Origin of the sequence: Nocardioides sp. (assembly GCF_041913365.1) — a bacterium.
Classification (GTDB): domain Bacteria; phylum Actinomycetota; class Actinomycetes; order Propionibacteriales; family Nocardioidaceae; genus Nocardioides.
The window spans coordinates 746,079-765,249 of the sequence record NZ_JAYSFM010000001.1; the positions used below are offsets into that span (position 1 = coordinate 746,079).

18 protein-coding genes are annotated in these 19,171 nt (G+C 70.2%); 17 read left to right on the top strand and 1 reads right to left on the bottom strand.

The genetic code is table 11. From position 1 onward, the window contains the following. The first annotated feature begins 91 nt into the window (after positions 1-91). The 16 genes from ACE3QY_RS03740 to ACE3QY_RS03815 all read left to right on the top strand — a co-directional run bounded on the left by ACE3QY_RS03740 (position 92) and on the right by ACE3QY_RS03815 (position 17,588). Positions 92-781: a demethylmenaquinone methyltransferase gene (locus ACE3QY_RS03740; protein WP_374454659.1), complete on the top strand. Its 690-nt coding sequence runs from the start codon at positions 92-94 to the stop codon at positions 779-781. Positions 782-978: 197 nt separating this feature from the next. Next, positions 979-1,338: an NADH-quinone oxidoreductase subunit A gene (locus ACE3QY_RS03745; RefSeq protein ID WP_211733613.1), complete on the top strand. Its 360-nt coding sequence runs from the start codon at positions 979-981 to the stop codon at positions 1,336-1,338. Between the two features lie 3 nt (positions 1,339-1,341). Further along, positions 1,342-1,896 (top strand): NADH-quinone oxidoreductase subunit B family protein, encoded by a 555-nt coding sequence (locus tag ACE3QY_RS03750; protein WP_374454660.1) that lies wholly within the window; start codon positions 1,342-1,344, stop codon positions 1,894-1,896. Beyond that, positions 1,893-2,756, top strand: a complete 864-nt coding sequence (locus tag ACE3QY_RS03755; RefSeq protein ID WP_374454661.1) for an NADH-quinone oxidoreductase subunit C — start codon at positions 1,893-1,895, stop codon at positions 2,754-2,756. Before ACE3QY_RS03750 ends, ACE3QY_RS03755 begins: the two co-directional genes overlap by 4 nt. 1 nt (position 2,757) lies before the next feature. Beyond that, positions 2,758-4,098, top strand: coding sequence for an NADH-quinone oxidoreductase subunit D (locus ACE3QY_RS03760; RefSeq protein ID WP_374454662.1), 1,341 nt, complete (start codon positions 2,758-2,760; stop codon positions 4,096-4,098). Beyond that, the gene (nuoE, locus tag ACE3QY_RS03765) at positions 4,095-4,772 is read left to right on the top strand and encodes an NADH-quinone oxidoreductase subunit NuoE (protein ID WP_374454663.1); all 678 of its coding nucleotides are present in this window, start codon (positions 4,095-4,097) and stop codon (positions 4,770-4,772) included. Before ACE3QY_RS03760 ends, nuoE begins: the two co-directional genes overlap by 4 nt. After that, positions 4,769-6,079, top strand: a complete 1,311-nt coding sequence (gene nuoF / locus ACE3QY_RS03770) for an NADH-quinone oxidoreductase subunit NuoF (RefSeq protein ID WP_374454664.1) — start codon at positions 4,769-4,771, stop codon at positions 6,077-6,079. Before nuoE ends, nuoF begins: the two co-directional genes overlap by 4 nt. After that, a complete protein-coding gene (locus ACE3QY_RS03775; RefSeq protein WP_374454665.1) occupies positions 6,076-8,517 on the top strand; it encodes an NADH-quinone oxidoreductase subunit G in 2,442 nt (813 codons plus the stop codon). The genes nuoF and ACE3QY_RS03775 overlap by 4 nt, the downstream gene beginning before the upstream one ends. Continuing rightward, complete coding sequence (gene nuoH / locus ACE3QY_RS03780; RefSeq protein ID WP_374454666.1) at positions 8,517-9,857, top strand: NADH-quinone oxidoreductase subunit NuoH; 1,341 nt, start codon at positions 8,517-8,519, stop codon at positions 9,855-9,857. The genes ACE3QY_RS03775 and nuoH overlap by 1 nt, the downstream gene beginning before the upstream one ends. Next, the gene (nuoI, locus tag ACE3QY_RS03785; RefSeq protein ID WP_374454667.1) at positions 9,850-10,398 is read left to right on the top strand and encodes an NADH-quinone oxidoreductase subunit NuoI; all 549 of its coding nucleotides are present in this window, start codon (positions 9,850-9,852) and stop codon (positions 10,396-10,398) included. Before nuoH ends, nuoI begins: the two co-directional genes overlap by 8 nt. Next, entirely contained in the window at positions 10,395-11,225 is an 831-nt protein-coding gene (locus tag ACE3QY_RS03790) for an NADH-quinone oxidoreductase subunit J (protein ID WP_374454668.1), read from the top strand. Before nuoI ends, ACE3QY_RS03790 begins: the two co-directional genes overlap by 4 nt. Further along, positions 11,222-11,515, top strand: a complete 294-nt coding sequence (gene nuoK, locus ACE3QY_RS03795; protein WP_135837214.1) for an NADH-quinone oxidoreductase subunit NuoK — start codon at positions 11,222-11,224, stop codon at positions 11,513-11,515. The genes ACE3QY_RS03790 and nuoK overlap by 4 nt, the downstream gene beginning before the upstream one ends. A 79-nt stretch (positions 11,516-11,594) precedes the next feature. Continuing rightward, on the top strand, positions 11,595-13,520 hold the full coding sequence (gene nuoL, locus ACE3QY_RS03800) for an NADH-quinone oxidoreductase subunit L (protein WP_374454922.1): 1,926 nt from the start codon (positions 11,595-11,597) through the stop codon (positions 13,518-13,520). Continuing rightward, positions 13,517-15,004, top strand: a complete 1,488-nt coding sequence (locus ACE3QY_RS03805) for an NADH-quinone oxidoreductase subunit M (RefSeq protein WP_374454669.1) — start codon at positions 13,517-13,519, stop codon at positions 15,002-15,004. The genes nuoL and ACE3QY_RS03805 overlap by 4 nt, the downstream gene beginning before the upstream one ends. Continuing rightward, positions 15,001-16,593 carry an NADH-quinone oxidoreductase subunit NuoN gene (gene nuoN / locus ACE3QY_RS03810; RefSeq protein WP_374454670.1) on the top strand — a complete coding sequence of 531 codons (1,593 nt, stop codon included), beginning with the start codon at positions 15,001-15,003 and terminating at the stop codon, positions 16,591-16,593. Before ACE3QY_RS03805 ends, nuoN begins: the two co-directional genes overlap by 4 nt. Then, on the top strand, positions 16,590-17,588 hold the full coding sequence (locus tag ACE3QY_RS03815) for a polyprenyl synthetase family protein (RefSeq protein ID WP_374454671.1): 999 nt from the start codon (positions 16,590-16,592) through the stop codon (positions 17,586-17,588). The genes nuoN and ACE3QY_RS03815 overlap by 4 nt, the downstream gene beginning before the upstream one ends. Positions 17,589-17,734: 146 nt before the next feature. On the opposite strand, the gene rarD is transcribed toward ACE3QY_RS03815, so the two are convergent. Further along, a complete protein-coding gene (rarD, locus tag ACE3QY_RS03820) occupies positions 17,735-18,646 on the bottom strand; it encodes an EamA family transporter RarD (RefSeq protein ID WP_374454672.1) in 912 nt (303 codons plus the stop codon). Positions 18,647-18,753: 107 nt separating this feature from the next. On the opposite strand from rarD, the gene ACE3QY_RS03825 reads away from it, so the two are divergent. Then, a complete protein-coding gene (locus tag ACE3QY_RS03825; RefSeq protein ID WP_374454673.1) occupies positions 18,754-19,164 on the top strand; it encodes a hypothetical protein in 411 nt (136 codons plus the stop codon). The last annotated feature ends 7 nt before the right edge of the window (positions 19,165-19,171 follow it).

Here is a 19,171-nt window from a genome sequence, read left to right on the forward strand (position 1 = left end):
TCCCGGGAAGCCAACAGCGTGGTGATCCTATGGACGCGCGCCGACACCCCCAGGTTGCGTGGTCCGGGCTCCGGACGCCTACGCTCGCCGCGTGGCCCGCGCTGACCTGGACAAGCAACCGACCGACGTACGTCGCATGTTCGACACCGTGGCGAAGCGCTACGACCTGACCAACGACCTGATGACGGCGGGCATCCAGCGGAGCTGGCGGCGCTCGATGGTCGCGGCGGTCGATCCGCAGCGCGGCGACCTGGTGCTCGACCTCGCCGCCGGCACCGGCTGCTCGAGCGAGCCCTTCTTCACGCACGGTGCGACCGCCGTGCCGTGCGACTTCTCCGTCGGCATGCTGCAGCAGGGCAAGAAGGACCGGCCCACGCTGCCGTTCGTCGCCGGCGACGGCACCCGTCTGCCGTTCCTCGACGACACCTTCGACGCGGTCACCATCTCCTACGGCCTGCGCAACTTCGTCGACCCGGTCGCCGGGTTGCGGGAGATGCTCCGGGTGACGCGTCCCGGCGGGCGCCTCGTGGTGTGCGAGTTCAGCCGTCCGACCAACGGCGCCCTCCGCACCGTCTACCTCGACGGCTTCATGCGCGCCCTGCCGAGGATCGCCTCGGTCACCGCGAGCGCGGCCGACGCCTACGTCTACCTCGCCGAGTCGATCCGCGCCTGGCCCGACCAGGAGGGTCTGGCCGCGCTGATCGCCGAGGCCGGCTGGCAGCGCCCCGAGTGGCGCAACCTCACCGGCGGCATCGTGGCGCTCCACCGCGCCACGGCCTGAGCCGTGGGCGGCCGGACCCGCAATTAGGGCACGCCGATATTGCCTAAATGCGCAGGTCAGGGACCCGGACGGTGGTCTGCACCCCGACGTGACGCACGCCGCACCTGAGTCCTAGACTGTGGCCCGCGCCACTCGTGAAGACATTCACAAGGTCACATGTCCTCACCCCCCGGGCGCAGGTCCACGGAAGGGAAGCGATGGAGCTCTACACGCCGATCCTGGCGCTGGCACTCATCGCGACGGGCTTCGCGGTGTTCTCCGTGATCATGAGCGCCGTCGTGGGTCCCAAGCGCTACAACCGGGCGAAGCTCGACTCCTACGAGTGCGGCATCGAGCCCACGCCGCAGCCCGTGGGCGGCGGCCGGTTCCCGGTGAAGTACTTCATCACCGCGATGCTCTTCATCGTCTTCGACATCGAGATCATCTTCCTCTACCCCTGGGCCGTCCACTTCGACGCGATGCGCCTGTTCGGCCTCGTCGAGATGGTCCTCTTCATCGCAACTGTGTTCGTGGCCTATGCCTATGTGTGGCGCCGCGGCGGATTGGACTGGGACTGACCCATGGGACTCGAGGAGAAGCTGCCTTCGGGCGTGCTGCTGACCACGGTCGAGGGCGTCGCCGGCTACATGCGCAAGGCGTCGTTCTGGCCCGCGACCTTCGGTCTGGCGTGCTGCGCGATCGAGATGATGACCACCGGCGCGCCGAAGTACGACCTCGCGCGCTTCGGCATGGAGGTCTTCCGCGCCAGCCCGCGGCAGGCCGACCTGATGATCGTCGCCGGCCGCGTGAGCCAGAAGATGGCCCCGGTCCTGCGCCAGATCTACGACCAGATGCCTGAGCCCAAGTGGGTGCTCGCGATGGGTGTGTGCGCCTCGTCGGGCGGCATGTTCAACAACTACGCGATCGTCCAGGGCGTCGACCACGTCGTGCCCGTCGACATGTACCTCCCCGGCTGCCCGCCGCGGCCGGAGATGCTCATCGACGCGATCCTCAAGCTGCACGACCAGGTCCAGCACACCAAGCTGGGCGCCAACCGCCGCAACGAGATCGCCGAGCTCGAGACCAACGCGCTGCGCGCGCTGCCCACCTCGGAGATGAAGGGCCTCCTGCGATGACCGACAAGCCCGACGAGAAGCCGGACGAGAAGGCCGCGGGCAAGGCCACGGACGAGTCCGACGACAAGACCGACGCCAACGAGTCCGCTCGGCCGGCCGAGGAGCGCAACCTCGAGTCCGCGAAGGGCCAGACCGGCACCGGCAGCGGCGTCGAGCAGCCCGCGCCCGAGCAGTCGCCGGAGAACGTCCCGGCCCCCACAGGTGAGGTGCGCGCCGTCGGCGAGCGCCGCGGCATGTTCGGCGTCACGGGCACCGGCGACACCTCCGGCTACGGCGGCCTCGTCAGCGCGAAGGTCTTCCCGGCCCCCTCCGCGAAGCCCTACGGCGGCTGGTTCGACGAGGTCTCCGACGCCCTCGAGGCACGGCTCGGCGCGACCGACCTGACCGCGGCCCTCGAGAGCGTCGTGGTGCACCGTGGCGAGATCACCTTCCACGTGCGCCGCGAGGACCTGCCATTCGTGGCCCAGATGCTGCGCGACGACGAGGCCCTGCGCTTCGAGCTCTGCTCCGGCGTCAGCGGCGTCCACTACCCCGACGACACCGGCCGCGAGCTGCACGCCGTCTACCACTTCACGTCGATGACCCACAACCGGCGCATCCGCGTCGAGGTCAGCGCGCCCGACGCCGACCCGCACATCCCCAGCCTGGTCAGCATCTACCCGACCCTGGACTGGCACGAGCGGGAGACCTACGACATGTTCGGGCTGGTCTTCGACGGCCACCCGGCCCTCACCCGGGTCCTGATGCCGGACGACTGGCCGGGACACCCGCAGCGCAAGGACTACCCGCTCGGCGGCATCCCCGTGGAGTACAAGGGCGGTTCCATCCCTCCGCCCGACCAGCGCAGGAGCTACAACTGACATGACGACAGAACAGGACTTCTACGCAGCCCCCGGCGAGACCAGCCAGGGCAAGGTCTTCACCGTCACCGGCCAGGACTGGGACTCCGTCACGCAGAGCATCGGCGAGTCCGCCGAGGAGCGGGTCGTGGTCAACATGGGCCCGCAGCACCCGTCGACGCACGGCGTGCTCCGCCTGATCCTCGAGCTCGAGGGCGAGACGGTCACCGAGGCCCGCTGCGGCATCGGCTACCTCCACACCGGCATCGAGAAGAACATGGAGTACCGCTCCTGGGTGCAGGGCACGACGTTCTGCACCCGGATGGACTACCTCTCCCCGTTCTACAACGAGATGGCGTACGTCCTGGGCGTCGAGCGGCTGCTCGACATCGAGGACGACATCCCGGAGAAGGCGGAGGTGATGCGCGTCCTGCTGATGGAGCTCAACCGCATCTCCTCGCACCTGGTCTGCATCGCCACCGGTGGCATGGAGATCGGCGCGCTGACCGTGATGACGATCGGCTTCCGCGAGCGCGAGCTCGTGCTCGACCTCTTCGAGCTGATCACGGGCCTGCGGATGAACCACGCGTTCATCCGCCCCGGTGGCGTCGCGCAGGACCTGCCCCCGGGCGCGCTCGACGAGATCCGCGACTTCATCGCACTGATGAAGAAGCGCCTCCCCGAGTACGCCGCCCTCTGCAACGCCAACCCGATCTTCAAGGGCCGCCTGGTCGACGTCGGCCACCTCGACCTCGCCGGCTGCCTGGCGCTGGGCCTCACCGGCCCGGTCCTCCGCTCCACCGGCTACGCGTGGGACCTCCGCAAGACCCAGCCCTACAGCGGCTACGAGGACTACGACTTCGAGGTCCAGACCTGGGACACCTGTGACTCCTACGGCCGCTTCCGCATCCGTCTCAACGAGATGTGGGAGTCGCTGAAGATCGTCGAGCAGTGCGCCGACCGGCTCGCCGGCCTCGAGGGCGCCCCGGTCATGGTGGGCGACAAGAAGATCGCGTGGCCCAGCCAGCTCGCCATCGGCAGCGACGGCATGGGCAACAGCCTCGACCACATCCGCCACATCATGGGCGAGTCGATGGAGGCGCTGATCCACCACTTCAAGCTGGTGACCGAAGGCTTCCGCGTCCCGGCCGGCCAGGCCTACGTACCGATCGAGTCGCCCCGCGGCGAGCTGGGCGCGCACGTCGTGTCCGACGGCGGCACCCGCCCCTTCCGTGCGCACTTCCGCGACCCGTCGTTCACCAACCTGCAGGCGACGAGCGTGATGAGCGAGGGCGGCATGGTCGCCGACGTCATCGTCGCGATCGCCTCCATCGACCCCGTGATGGGAGGCGTCGACCGATGACCGAGAAGTTCACCGAGAACGAGACCGGCCTCACCGAGACGACCTGGTCCGAGCTGCGCGAGATCGCGGCCCGCTACCCCGAGGCCCGCTCGGGCCTGCTGCCGATGCTGCACCTCGTGCAGTCGGCCGAGGGCCGGATCACGCCCGAGGGGATCGAGGCGTGCGCCGAGATCCTCGGGATCAGCGCGGCCGAGGTCAACGGCGTCGCGACCTTCTACACGATGTACAAGCGCAAGCCGGTCGGCGACTACCACGTCGGCGTCTGCACCAACACGCTCTGCGCGGTCATGGGTGGCGACTTGATCTTCGATCGGCTCAAGGAGCACCTCGACGTCGGCAACGACGAGACGACCGAGGACGGCAAGATCACCCTCGAGCACGTCGAGTGCAACGCGGCCTGCGACTACGCCCCGGTGATGATGGTCAACTGGGAGTTCATGGACAACCAGACCCCCGAGTCCGCCGTCCAGGTCGTCGACGACCTGCGCGAGGGCAAGGAGGTCCACTCCACGCGCGGGCCGCGGCTGTGCACCTGGCGCGAGGCCGAGCGCGTGCTCGCGGGCTTCCCCGACGACCGCGCCGACGAGGGCCCGACGGCCGGACCGGCCTCGCTGGTCGGCCTGAAGATCGCGCGTGAGAAGGGCTGGACGGCTCCGGAGGGGGAGAAGAAGTGACCGACACGCTGACCCCGGTCCTGACGGACAACTGGGACTCCGAGCGCGCCTGGACGCTGGCGTCGTACGAGGCGCGCGGTGGCTACGCCGCCCTCGACAAGGCGTTCGCGATGGCGCCCGACGACGTGATCAACGCGGTCAAGGAGTCCGGCCTGCGCGGCCGCGGCGGCGCCGGCTTCCCGACGGGCATGAAGTGGGGCTTCATCCCGCAGGACAACCCCAAGCCCAAGTACCTCGTCGTCAACGCCGACGAGTCCGAGCCGGGCACCTGCAAGGACATCCCGCTCATGATGGCCAGCCCGCACACGCTGGTCGAGGGCGTCATCCTCAGCTCGTACGCCATCCGCGCCAACACCGCGTTCATCTACGTCCGCGGCGAGGTGCTCCACGTGATCCGCCGCCTGCAGCGCGCGGTCCAGGAGGCCTACCTCGCCGGTCACCTCGGCACCGACATCCACGGCTCGGGCTACGACCTCGACCTGATCGTGCACGCCGGCGCCGGCGCCTACATCTGCGGCGAGGAGACCGCGCTGCTCGAGGGCCTCGAGGGCCGCCGCGGCCAGCCGCGCCTGCGCCCGCCGTTCCCCGCGGTCGCCGGCCTCTACGCCAGCCCGACGGTCATCAACAACGTCGAGTCGATCGCCTCCGTGCCCAGCATCATCGCCAACGGCGCCTCGTGGTTCGCCTCGATGGGCACCGAGAAGTCGCAGGGCTACGGCATCTTCAGCCTGTCGGGCCACGTGCAGAACCCCGGCCAGTACGAAGCCCCGCTGGGCATCACGCTGCGCCAGCTCATCGACCTCGCAGGCGGCATCCGCGAGGGCCACGAGCTGAAGTTCTGGACGCCCGGCGGGTCGAGCACGCCGCTGCTGACCCCCGAGCACCTCGACGTCCCGCTGGACTTCGAGTCCGTCGGCGCCGCCGGCTCGATGCTCGGCACGCGCGCGCTCCAGATCTTCGACGAGACCACGTGCGTGGTCCGCGCGGTGCTGCGCTGGACGGAGTTCTACAAGCACGAGTCGTGCGGCAAGTGCACGCCCTGCCGCGAGGGCACGTGGTGGCTGACCCAGACCATGGCGCGACTCGAGAAGGGCCAGGGGAGCGAGGAAGACCTCGACCTGCTGCTCGACCAGTGCGACAACATCCTGGGCCGCTCGTTCTGCGCCCTCGGTGACGGTGCGACCAGCCCGATCTCGAGCTCGATCAAGCACTTCCGCGACGAGTACCTCGCACACCTGACCAACGGCGGCTGCCCCTTCGACCCGGCCGCCTCGACCGTGTTCGCACCCGTGGGAGCTGAGGCATGACGGCCACCGACAAGGCGCCGGAGAAGGTCGACACCGACCTGGTCACCCTGACCATCGACGGCGTCCAGGTCTCGGTCCCGAAGGACACGCTGGTCATCCGCGCCGCCGAGCAGGTCGGCGTGCAGATCCCGCGCTTCTGCGACCACCCGCTGCTCGACCCGGTCGGCGCCTGCCGCCAGTGCCTCGTCGACATCCCCGACGCCGGCAACGGCCGCGGCTTCCCGAAGCCGCAGGCCTCCTGCACGCTGCCGGTCGCCGAGGGCATGGTCGTGAACACCCAGGCGACCAGCGAGGTGGCCGACAAGGCCCAGCAGGGCGTCATGGAGTTCCTACTGATCAACCACCCGCTCGACTGCCCCGTCTGCGACAAGGGCGGCGAGTGCCCCCTGCAGAACCAGGCGATGAGCAACGGCCGCGGCGAGAGCCGGTTCTCCGGCTCCGGCGGCATCAAGCGCACCTTCCCCAAGCCGATCAACATCTCGGCCCAGGTGCTGCTCGACCGCGAGCGCTGCGTGCTGTGCGCCCGCTGCACCCGCTTCTCCGAGCAGGTCGCCGGTGACCCGTTCATCGCGCTCGCCGAGCGCGGCGCGCTGCAGCAGGTCGCCATCTACGAGCGCGAGCCCTACGAGAGCTACTTCTCCGGCAACGCGATCCAGATCTGCCCGGTCGGCGCGCTGACCTCGGCCGACTACCGCTTCCGCTCCCGCCCCTTCGACCTGGTGTCCACGCCGGGCGTGGCCGAGCACGACGCCTGCGGCGCCGCGATCCGCGTCGACCACCGTCGCGGCAAGGTGATGCGTCGCCTCGCCGGCAACGACCCCGAGGTCAACGAGGAGTGGATCAGCGACAAGGACCGCTTCGCGTTCCGCTACGCGCAGGTCGAGGACCGGATCACCTACCCGCAGGTCCGCGACACCCTGCGGGACGGCAGCCGGGGCGAGCTCCGGCCGGCGTCGTGGCCCGAGGCGTTCGCCGTCGCGGCCCGCGGCCTGCGTGCGGCAGGTGCCGCGGCGGTGCTGACCGGCGGTCGCCTGACCGCCGAGGACGCCTACGCCTACGCCAAGTTCGCCCGCGTCGCCCTCGACACCAACGACGTCGACTTCCGGGCCCGCCCGCACAGTGCCGAGGAGGCCGGGTTCCTGGCCTCGCACGTCGCGCTGTCCGGCGACGTGACGTACGCCGACCTCGAGGCGGCTCCGGTCGTGGTCCTCCTCGGCCTCGAGCCGGAGGACGAGGCGGCGACGATCTTCCTGCGCCTGCGCAAGGCGGCCCGTCGTGGTCGTACGCAGGTCGTGTCCGTGGCGCCCTACACCTCGCGCGGCCTGCGCAAGATGAAGGGCCGCCTCGTCCCGGCCGCGCCGGGCGCCGAGGTCGAGGTCATCGGGACGCTGAAGGACGCCGAGCACGGTGTGACCAAGGACGCCGTGATCCTCGTGGGTGAGCGGCTCGCCAGCACGCACGGCGCCCTCGCCGCCGCGGCCGACCTGGCCGCCACCACGGGGGCACGGCTGGCCTGGGTGCCCCGCCGGGCCGGCGACCGCGGCGCGGTCGAGGCCGGTGTGCTCCCCAACCTGCTCCCCGGCGGCCGTCCGGTCGCCGACGCGACGGCCCGGGTCGACGTGGCGGCTGCGTGGGGCGTGGGCTCCCTGCCCGCCAAGGTCGGCCGTGACGGCAACGCCGTCGTCACCGCCCTCGCCAAGGGCGACCTGGGTGCCGTCGTGGTCGGCGGCGTCGACCCCGACGACACGAGCGACCCCGCCGCGTTCCGTGCCGCCCTCGACGCGGCCGGCTTCGTGGTCAGCCTCGAGCTGCGCGAGACCGACGTGACGCGTGCCGCCGACGTCGTGCTCCCGGTCGCCCCGGTCGCCGACAAGGCCGGCACGTTCGTGACGTGGGACGGTCGCGCCCGCGCCTTCGACGCGGTCTTCACCAACCCGGCGTCGCTGCCCGACCTGCGCGTGCTGGCCGGCATCGCCGAGGAGCTCGGCCGTCCGCTCGGCTTCCGCACGGTCACCGAGGTGCGCGCCGAGATGGAGGCGCTGGGCCCGTGGGACGGCGCCCGACCCACCCTCGACGCCGGCAAGCCGCCGCGCGCGCCCAAGGCCAAGGCGGGCGCGAAGGGCACCAGCATGGCGCTGGCCACGTGGAAGCAGCTGATCGACCTCGGTTCCATGCAGGACGGTGAGGTGCACCTGCGCGCCACCGCCCGCCGGCCGGTCGCCCGCCTGAGCCAGGCGTCGTACGACGCCCTGTTCGGGCTGGTCGACGGTGACGCCGAGGCCACCCTGACCGGCGACCGCGGCAGCGTCACGCTGCCGGTCGAGGTCGCCGACCTGCCCGACGACGTGGTCTGGGTCCCGGCCCGGTCCTTCGGTCGCGGCGTCCTGGCCGAGCTTGCCTCACCCGGCAGCCCGGTGACCGTGAAGGGAGCCCACTGATGCGCATCCTCGCCGCCGACCTGCCCGACCCGGGCCTGGCCGCCTTCGGCCAGGACCCGTGGTGGGTGATCCTGCTCAAGGCGCTGCTCATCTTCGTCGTCCTGGTCGTGCTGACGCTCTTCAACATCTGGTTCGAGCGTCGCGTCGTGGCCCGCATGCAGCACCGCGTCGGCCCCAACGTGCACGGCCCCTTCGGCCTGCTGCAGTCGCTGGCCGACGGCGTGAAGCTGGCGCTGAAGGAGGACATCATCCCGAAGGCGGCCGACAAGGCGGTCTTCCTGCTCGCGCCGGTCATCGCGACCGTGCCGGCCTTCGTCACCTGGGCGGTCATCCCGTTCGGGCCCGAGGTGAACTTCTTCGGGCACCGCACGCCGCTCCAGCTCACCGACATGCCGGTGGCCGTGCTGTTCATGCTCGCCATCGCCTCGATCGGCATCTACGGCATCGTGCTCGGCGGCTGGTCGTCCGGGTCGACGTACTCCCTGCTCGGCGGCCTGCGCTCGAGCGCGCAGATGATCTCCTACGAGGTCGCGATGGGCCTCGCGCTCGTCGCGGTCTTCCTCTACGCCGGCTCGATGTCGACCTCCGAGATCGTCGCGGCCCAGGACCGGCTGTGGTTCGGGCTGATCCTGCTCCCGTCCTTCGTGATCTACGTGATCTCGATGGTCGGTGAGACCAACCGCGCCCCCTTCGACCTCCCCGAGGCCGAGGGCGAGCTGGTCGGCGGCTTCCACACCGAGTACTCCAGCCTGAAGTTCGCCCTGTTCTTCCTCGCCGAGTACATCAACCTCACGACCGTGTCGGCGATCGCCACCACGCTCTTCCTCGGCGGCTGGGCGGCGCCGTGGGGCATCGAGAACGTCTGGGACGGCGCCAACAGCGGCTACTGGCCGCTCCTGTGGTTCTTCGGCAAGGTCTTCATCTTCGTCTTCCTCTTCATCTGGCTGCGCGGCTCGCTGCCCCGCATGCGCTACGACCAGTTCATGGCGCTGGGCTGGAAGGTGCTGATCCCGGTCTCGCTGGCCTGGATCGTGGCCGTCGCGACCATCCGGGTGATCTCCCTCGAGGGCAACATCAACCGCACCTACCTCGTGGCCGCCATCGCCGTCCTGCTCGTCCTCACGGTCGCGCTGATGTTCGTCGGCGAGGGCAAGGGCGAGGACACCGACACCGAGCCGGCCGACGAGCCGCACGACGCGTTCGCCGGCGGCTTCCCGGTCCCGCCGATGCCCGCCGGTGGCGCCGTCCGCGGTGCCGCCGCGCCGCTGACGTTCGCCCAGGCGCCGGAGGGCCGCACCACCGTCACCGCTGCAGCGGAGGAGAACCACAACGATGAGTGAGTCCCAGAAGGATTCCACCAAGGACTCGAGGGGCATCAAGGAGAGCCTCTGGGACCCGATCGCCGGGTTCGGGGTCACCTTCCGCACGATGTTCAAGAAGGTCGTCACCGAGCAGTACCCGTTCGAGAAGCTGCCGACGGCACCGCGCTTCCACGGCCGGCACCAGCTCAACCGCTGGCCCGACGGCCTCGAGAAGTGCATCGGCTGCGAGCTGTGCGCCTGGGCGTGCCCGGCCGACGCGATCTACGTCGAGGGTGCCTCCAACACCGAGGACGAGCGCTTCAGCCCCGGCGAGCGCTACGGCCGCGTCTACCAGATCAACTACCTGCGCTGCATCCTGTGCGGGCTCTGCATCGAGGCGTGCCCGACCCGCGCGCTGACGATGACCAACGAGTACGAGCTGGCCGACAACAACCGGGCCGACCTGATCTACGAGAAGTCCGACCTGCTCGCCCCGCTGCTGCCGGGCATGGAGCAGCCGCCCCACCCGATGCGCCTCGGCGACGACGAGGGCGACTACTACAGGGGGACCACCCGATGACCTTCTGGCTCCTCGCCCCGGTCATGGTGGCCGCCGCGCTCGGCATCCTGTTCGTCCGCAAGGCCGTGCACGCCGCGCTGCTGCTCGCCGTGGTGATGATCAGCCTGGCGTTCCTCTACGCCGTCATGGACGCGCCGTTCCTCTTCGCGGTCCAGATCATCGTCTACACGGGCGCCATCTTGATGCTCTTCCTGTTCGTGATGATGCTGATCGGCGTCGACGCGTCCGACTCGGTCGTGGAGACCATCCGCGGCCAGCGCGCGATGGCCGTCGTGCTCGGCCTGGTCTTCGGCGCCGTGCTGGTGATCGGCGTCGGCCAGGTCACCCTCGGCACGGTGGTCGGCCTCGACGAGGCCAACGAGGGCGGCAACGTCCCGGCCATCGCCAACATCCTGTTCAGCAAGTACGTCTTCGCCTTCGAGGCCACCAGCGCCCTCCTGATCACCGCCGCGGTCGGCGCGATGGTGCTCGCCCACCGGGAGCGGCTCACGCCGAAGGCCACGCAGGCCGACCTCGCCGCCCAGCGCATCCGCGACTTCGGCACCCACGGCAAGCACCCCGGACCGCTGCCCTCGCCCGGCGTCTACGCCCGCCACAACGCGGTCGACACCCCGGCGCTGCTGCCCGACGGCACCGCCGCCGAGTCGTCGGTCTCCCGCGTGCTCGCCGCCCGCGGCACCGTCCGCTCCGCGCCCGCGCTGGCCGACGACATCGACGACGTACGTCGCCAGCTCGCCGGCCTCGACGGGCACAGCGACCCGACCGAGATGCCCGAGACGTCCGGCAAGGCCGGCGTCCCCGCGAGCACCGAGGAGGACGTGAAGTGACCGAGTACATCGTGCTCTCGGCGATCCTGTTCACCATCGGCTGCGTGGGCGTGCTGACCCGGCGCAACGCGCTCGTGGTGTTCATGTGCGTCGAGCTGATGCTCAACGCCTGCAACCTGGCCTTCGTCGCCTTCGCGCGCCAGCACGGCAACCTCGACGGGCAGATCACCGCCTTCTTCGTGATGGTCGTGGCCGCCGCCGAGGTCGTGATCGGCCTCGCGATCATCATGACCATCTTCCGCACCCGCCGCTCGGCCTCGGTCGACGACGCCAGCCTGCTGAAGTACTGAGGGAGAGCTCGTGAACCTGTTGTCCCACTCAGTCCTCCTCGCAGGACTCCCGACGGCGGAGGGGGGTGCCCACGCCCCCGTGGTCGCCCCCGACACCGCGGCCGGCGGCGTCTTCGACCTGCTCTGGCTCGTCATCGGCCTGCCGGTGCTCGGCGCGTTCCTGCTGCTCGCCGTCGCGCCGTTCCTGCCGGCCTCGCTCCGCGAGCTCGCCGACCGGAAGGGCCACCTCGTCGGCACCGGCGCCGCCGTCGCGTCCTTCGTGCTCAGCCTGGTGCTGTTCATCGCGCTGCTCGGCCGGGGCGAGGAGGAGCGCCAGATCGGCCAGCACCTCTACACCTGGTTCGAGACCGGCTCGCTCAGCGTCGGCATGGACCTGCTCTACGACCCGCTCGCCGCGCTGTTCCTGCTGCTGATCACCGGTGTCGGCTCCCTGATCCACGTCTACGCCATCGGCTACATGGAGCACGACCCCCGGCGCCGCCGGTTCTTCGGCTACCTCAACCTCTTCGTCGCCGCGATGCTCACGCTGATCCTCTCGGCGAACTTCGTGGGCCTGTTCCTCGGCTGGGAGGGCGTCGGCCTGGCGTCGTACCTGCTGATCGGCTTCTGGCAGCACAAGCCCTCCGCGGCCGCCGCGGCCAAGAAGGCCTTCGTCATCAACCGTGTCGGTGACATCGGGCTTTCGCTGGCGATCGCGCTGATGTTCGCGACCTTCGGCACCACCGACTTCGCCGGCGTCAGCGAGCACGTCGGCGACGCCTCGCAGGACACCCTGACCGCGCTCGGCCTGCTGCTCCTGCTCGGTGCCTGCGGCAAGTCCGCCCAGGTGCCGCTCCAGGCGTGGCTGCTCGACGCGATGGAGGGCCCGACCCCGGTCTCGGCCCTGATCCACGCGGCGACGATGGTCACCGCCGGCGTCTACCTCGTGGTCCGCTCGAACTTCATCTTCGAGCTCGCGCCGATCGCGCAGACCGCCGTCGTCGTGGTCGCCACGGTCACGCTCCTGTGGGGTGCGATCCTCGGTTGCGCCAAGGACGACATCAAGAAGGCGCTCGCCGGATCGACGATGAGCCAGATCGGCTACATGATGCTGGCCGCCGGCCTCGGCCCGGTCGGCTACCCGTTCGCGATCTTCCACCTGCTCACGCACGGCTTCTTCAAGGCCAACATGTTCCTCGGCGCCGGCTCGGTCATGCACGGCATGGACGACGACGTCGACATGCGCCACTACGGCGCGCTCAACAAGGCCATGCCGGTCACCTTCCTGACCTTCGCGATGGGCTACCTCGCGATCATCGGGTTCCCCGGCTTCTCCGGCTTCTGGTCCAAGGACCGCATCATCGAGACCGCTCTGGCCGACAACCTGCTCGTCGGCGCGCTGGCCGTCCTCGGCGCCGGCATCACCGCGTTCTACATGACCCGCCTGATGCTGATGACGTTCTTCACCGAGAAGCGCTGGGCGCCCGAGGTCCACCCGCACGAGTCGCCCAAGGTGATGACCGTGCCACTGATGGTGCTGGCCGCGCTGTCGGTGCTCGGTGGCGTGCTGCTGCTCGGCGACTGGATCGTGACCTGGCTCGAGCCGGTGACCGGCCACGCCGAGCACCACGAGCCGCCGCTGCCGGCGCTGGTGATCACCCTGATCATCACGGCCGTCGTCGCCGTCGGCGTCGCGACCGCGTGGTTCCTCGTCGGCAAGCGCGACATCCCGCGCGAGGCACCGCAGGACGTCTCCTTCGCGACGCGCGCGGCCCGCGCCGACCTCTACGGCGACGCGATCAACGACGCGGTCGTCGTCCGTCCGGGCGCCTCGCTCGTCGGCGGCCTGACCAGCTTCGACCGGGTCGGTGTCGACGGCGTGGTCGAGGGCGGCTCGGCCGCCGTCGGCGGCCTGTCCAACGTGATGCGCCGGCTCCAGAACGGCTTCGTCCGCTCCTACGCCCTGTCCCTCCTCGGTGGCGCCCTGCTGGTCGTCCTCGCTCTCCTGGCGGTGAACCTCGGATGATCCTCTCTGTCCTGATCCTGCTGCCGCTGGTCGGCGCGCTCGTCACGGCCTTCGTGCCCGGTGCGCTCGCCCGCACCGTCGGCCTCGGCTTCGCGGTGGCGACACTGGTCGCCGGCGTGGTCGCCGCGACGCAGTACGACGCCGGTGGCGGCATGCAGCTCGAGGAGAAGAACGTCTGGATCGAGTCGCTGGGCGTCCACTACGCCCTCGGCGTCGACGGGCTGGGGCTGCTGATGGTGCTGCTCACGGTCGTCCTCGTGCCGATCGTGCTGCTGGCGGGCTGGCGTGAGTCCGAGGCCGAGGGCAACGGCGGCGGCAAGGCGTTCTTCGCCTGGACGCTGGCGCTCGAGGCCATGTCGCTCGCGGTCTTCACCGCCACCGACGTGCTGCTCTTCTACGTCGTCTTCGAGGCCACCCTGATCCCGGCGTACTTCCTGATCGGTGGCTTCGGCCGCGCCGGTCGCGGCCGCGCGGCGACGAAGTTCCTGATCTACCAGCTCGCCGGCGGCCTGGTGATGCTCGCCTCGGTGATCGGCCTCTACGTCGTCTCCGCCGACGCCGGCACCCCGAGCTTCCTGCTCAGCGACCTCGCCGCGATCGACATCGACCCGATCACCCAGCGCTGGCTGTTCCTCGGCTTCTTCATCGCCTTCGCGATCAAGGCGCCGATGTTCCCGGTGCACACCTGGCTGGCCGACACGACCGAGAAGGCGACGACCGGCACCTCGGTGCTGCTGGTCTGCATCCTCGACAAGATCGGCACGTTCGGCATGCTGCGGTTCTGCCTCGGCCTGCTGCCGGACGCCTCCCAGTGGGCGACGCCGGTCGTCGTGGTGCTCGCGCTGGTCTCGATCATCTACGGCGCGCTCGTCGCGATCGGCCAGGACGACGTGCTGCGCCTGATCGGCCTCACCTCGCTGTCGCACTTCGGCTTCATCGTGCTGGGCATCTTCGTGTTCAGCTCGACCGGCGGCACCGGCGCGATCCTCTACATGGTCAACCACGGCATCGCGACCGCGCTGATGTTCCTCGTCGCCGGCTTCCTGATCCACCGCACCGGCACGGCGTCGATCCGCGAGATGGGCGGGGTCGAGAAGACCGCGCCGGTCCTCGCCGGCTTCTTCCTCGTCGCCGGCCTCGCCGCCTGCGGCCTGCCCGGCCTCTCGCCGTTCGTGTCCGAGATCATGGTGATCATCGCCGCCTTCGACCACCACTGGCTGGTCGGCTCGGTCGCGGTGCTCGCGATCGTCCTCGCCGCGTTCTACGCGCTCTGGATGTACCAGCGCACCATGACCGGCCCGGGCCGCGAGGGCGGGCTGCCGGTGGCCGACCTCGACCGCCGTGAGGTGGGCATCCTCGCCCCGCTCGCGCTCGCGCTCGTGCTCTTCGGCTTCTTCCCGTCGCCGCTGCTCGACGTCATCAATCCCGTCGTCCACGACACGCTCGCGGGTGTGGGCATCGGCCAGGAGGGTGGTCACCAGTGACCGAGTTCGTGAAGCCCAGCGTCGAGTACTTCGAGCTCTGGCCGCTGCTGGTCGTCTTCGGCGTCGCCTGCCTCGGCGTCGTCGTCGAGGCGTTCGCCCCCCGCGCGATGCGCTACACCGCCCAGGTGGTGATCGCCCTCGCAGGCCTGGTGGGCGCGCTGGTGGGTGTCGTGCTGGTCGCGCAGGACGTGACGTCGTACGACGACGGCGCCGCGCGCGGCGTCCTCGCGGTCGGCGGCACGATTGCCGTCGACGGGCCGAGCCTGTTCATCTGGGGCCTCGTGCTGGCCCTGGCGATCGCCGGCGTGCTGCTCTTCGCCGAGCGCCACCTCGACGGCGGGGTCTCGGCCTTCGCCGGCCAGGCCGCCGCAGTGCCGGGCACCGATGCGGAGACCGCGTCGATCGCGGCCCACCGCGAGCACACCGAGGTCTACCCGCTGATGATGTTCGCGGTCTTCGGCATGATGCTCTTCCCGGCCGCCAACGACCTGCTCACCATGTTCGTCGGCCTCGAGGTCCTCTCGCTCCCGCTCTACCTCCTGAGCGGCCTGGCCCGCCGACGCCGCCTGCTGAGCCAGGAGGCCGCGCTCAAGTACTTCCTGCTCGGCGCGTTCTCCTCCGGCTTCTTCCTCTACGGTGCGGCCCTGATCTACGGCTTCGCCGGCTCGATGGACTTCGCCGCGATCAACGAGGCCGTGCGCAACGACGTCGGCAGCTCCACGCTGCTGCTGATCGGCACCGGCCTGCTGTCGGTCGGGCTGCTGTTCAAGGTCGGCGCGGTGCCGTTCCAGGCCTGGACGCCCGACGTCTACCAGGGCGCCCCGACCCCGGTCACCGCCTTCATGGCGGCCGGCACCAAGGTCGCCGCCTTCGGCGCGATCATGCGCCTGTTCTACGTCGCCCTCGGCGCGGACCGCTGGTCCTGGCAGCCGATGATGTGGATCATCGCCGTGCTCTCGATGTTCGTCGGTGCCGCCCTGGCGATCACGCAGACCGACATCAAGCGCCTGCTGGCGTACTCCTCGGTTGCCCACACCGGCTTCATCCTCACCGGCGTGCTCGGCCTCCAGGCCACCGGCGACCTGGCCTCCGGCGAGATCAGCTCGCTGCAGGCCGTGCTCTTCTACCTGACCACCTACGGCTTCGCCACCATCGGCGCCTTCGCCGTGGTCAGCCTGGTGCGCGACGGCGGTGGCGAGACCACCGCGATCGACCGCTGGGCCGGTCTGGGCAAGGAGTCGCCGGTCGTGGCCGCGGTCTTCGCGTTCTTCCTGCTGGCAATGGCGGGCATCCCGCTCACGTCCGGCTTCGTGGGCAAGCTCGCGGTCTTCTCGGTCGCCCTGGCCGCGGGTGCGTGGCCCGTCGTGGTGGCCGCCGTCCTCGCGAGCATCATCGCCGCGTTCCTCTACGTCCGGGTCATCAAGGTCATGTACTTCGACGAGCCCGTCGGCGACGGACCGAGCGTGGCGTACCCGTCCGTGCTCACCGCCACGACGATCGCGGTCGGCGCGGCCGTGACCCTCGTCCTCGGCGTGCTGCCGGGGCCGGTGCTCGACCTGGCGGCGGTTGCTGGAGAATTCATCAGGTGACCGACTCGCCCCTCGCCCTGCCAGTCGTCGACGCCGAGCTCGAGACCCGGCTCGTCGACCGGCTGGCACGCATCGACGAGCTGCTCGAGGGGCACTGCCGGAGCCGGATCCCCTACGTCACGCAGGCTGCCACGCACCTCATGATGGCCGGCGGCAAGCGCTTCCGCCCGCTGCTGGTCCTGCTGGCCGCGGAGACCGGCACGCACCCCGGGGCCGAGGAGGTGCACACCGCGGCCTGCGTCGTGGAGCTGACCCACGTCGCCTCGCTCTACCACGACGACGTGATGGACGAGGCCGCCCTCCGCCGCGGCGCCGACACGGCCAACGCCCGCTGGGACAACCACGTCGCGATCCTCACCGGCGACTTCCTCTTCGGCCGCTCGTCCGAGCTCACCGCCGACCTCGGTCCCGAGGCGGTCCGGATCCAGGCGCAGACGTTCACCCGCCTCGTCGAGGGCCAGATCCTCGAGACGGTGACCCCCGGGCCCGGGGAGGACCCGCTCCAGCACTACCTCGAGGTCGTCGCCGGCAAGACCGGCTCGCTGATCGCCACCTCGGCGCGCTACGGCGCGATGTTCGGCGGCGCCCGACCCGAGGTCGTCGAGGCGCTCAGCGCCTACGGCGAGATCGTCGGCTCCGCCTTCCAGCTCTCCGACGACATCCTCGACATCGCCTCGGAGTCCGACACCTCCGGCAAGACGCCCGGCACCGACCTGCGCGAGGGCGTGCCGACCCTCCCGGTCCTGATGGCCCAGGCCTCCACCGACCCGGCCGACGCCCGCCTGCTCGAGCTGCTCGGCCAGCCGCTCACCGACGACGCCCTCCACGCCGAGGCGCTCGACCTCCTGCGCCGCCACCCGGCCATGGGCCAGGCTCGCGACCACGTCCTCGGCCAGGCCACCCAGGCCAAGAAGCTCCTCGAGGTCCTCGACCCCGGCCCCGTCCGCACGGCCCTGGAGTCCTTCGCCGACGTGGTCGCCACCCGGTCCTCCTGACCTACGCCGGCGAGCGGTGGCCCACCCACATTTCCCGCCGCTCGAATGTAGGTGGATCACCGCCGCACCGCGTGTCGTACGTCGCCACCCCCGCGGGCGGTGGTGAGCCGACATTTCCCGGTGCTCGAATGTAGGTGGGCCACCGCTCAGGCGGCGGTGGTCGCGTGGGCGACGAGGCGGAGCTGGCGGCGGCGGTGGTTGACCGCCTCGACCGTGAAGATGGCGAGGGCGACCCAGACGAGGGCGAAGCCGATCCACCGGCTGGCCGGCATCGGCTCGTCGAAGACGAGCAGGCCGAGGGCGAACTGGATCGTCGGTGCGAGGTACTGCAGGAGCCCCAGCGAGACCATCGAGACGCGGATCGCGGCGGCCCCGAAGAGCATCAGCGGGATCGCGGTGATGATGCCGGTCGTGGTGAAGAGCAGCGCGTGCCCGGTGCCGTGGGTGCCGAAGTTCGACTCGCCGGTGGACACCAGCCAGGCGACGTACGTCATCGCGAACGGCGCGATCAGCAAGGTCTCCAGCGTGATGCTCTCGACCGCGCCGGCGCCGGCCTGCTTCTTGGCCAGGCCGTAGGTGCCGAAGGAGAAGGCGAGCAGGAGGGCGACCCAGGGCGGACGGCCGTAGTCGATGGTGATCACCGCGACCGCGACGAACGCGATGCCCATGGCCACCCACTGGAGGCGGCGCAGCCGCTCGCCGAGGATCAGCACGCCCATCAGCACGGTGACGAGGGGATTGATGAAGTAGCCCAGCGACGTCTCGACGACCTTGCCGTTGTTGACGCCCCAGATGTAGCCGCCCCAGTTGACCGTGATCACCACCGCGGCCAGGGCGATGATCAGCACCTTGCGCCGGTCGCGGAGCAGCGCCCGGAAGTGGTCCACACGTCGCCAGAGCACGAGGATCGCGACCATCGTCACGACGGACCAGATGATGCGGTGGGCCAGCAGCTCGATCGCGCCGGCTGGCTCGAGCACCGTCCAGTAGAGCGGGAAGACGCCCCAGAGCGTGTAGGCCAGCGCCCCGGCGATCAGTCCGCGTCGGCTATCTGGCACTCGGGAAGTCTAGGGGCGGCGGGTCGCCTACCATGGGGCTGGTCCCGGGGCCGAGACCCCGGACACCAGGTCAGCTTCGCTCAACAGATCTCGAGGGGGAGTTCCACATGCGGATGTTCCGCACCGTCCTGGCAGCGCTCGTCGCTGCGCTGCTCGTCACCGGCGCGCTCAGCGTGGGCGCCAGCGCCGGTTCCGCGCCCAAGCGCATCATCGACGAGGAGCCGCCGAGGGACCACCAGGTCAGCTACAACGCCTTCAAGCTCAAGGGCGTGGTCACCGAGCCGCAGCTCGACGGCACCGTCCTGCCGTACGCCAACCAGAAGGTGAAGATCCTCAAGAAGAAGTGCGGCACGTGCAAGTGGAAGACCGTGAAGAAGGTGAAGACCAACGACCGCGGCATCTTCAAGACCCGCATCTACGCCCCCGAGAAGGGTCGCTGGAAGTGGCGCTCGAAGGTCGACCACTCCAACGGCTACGGCAACACCAAGGGCACCATCTGGACGCTCTACTTCGACTGAGTCCCAC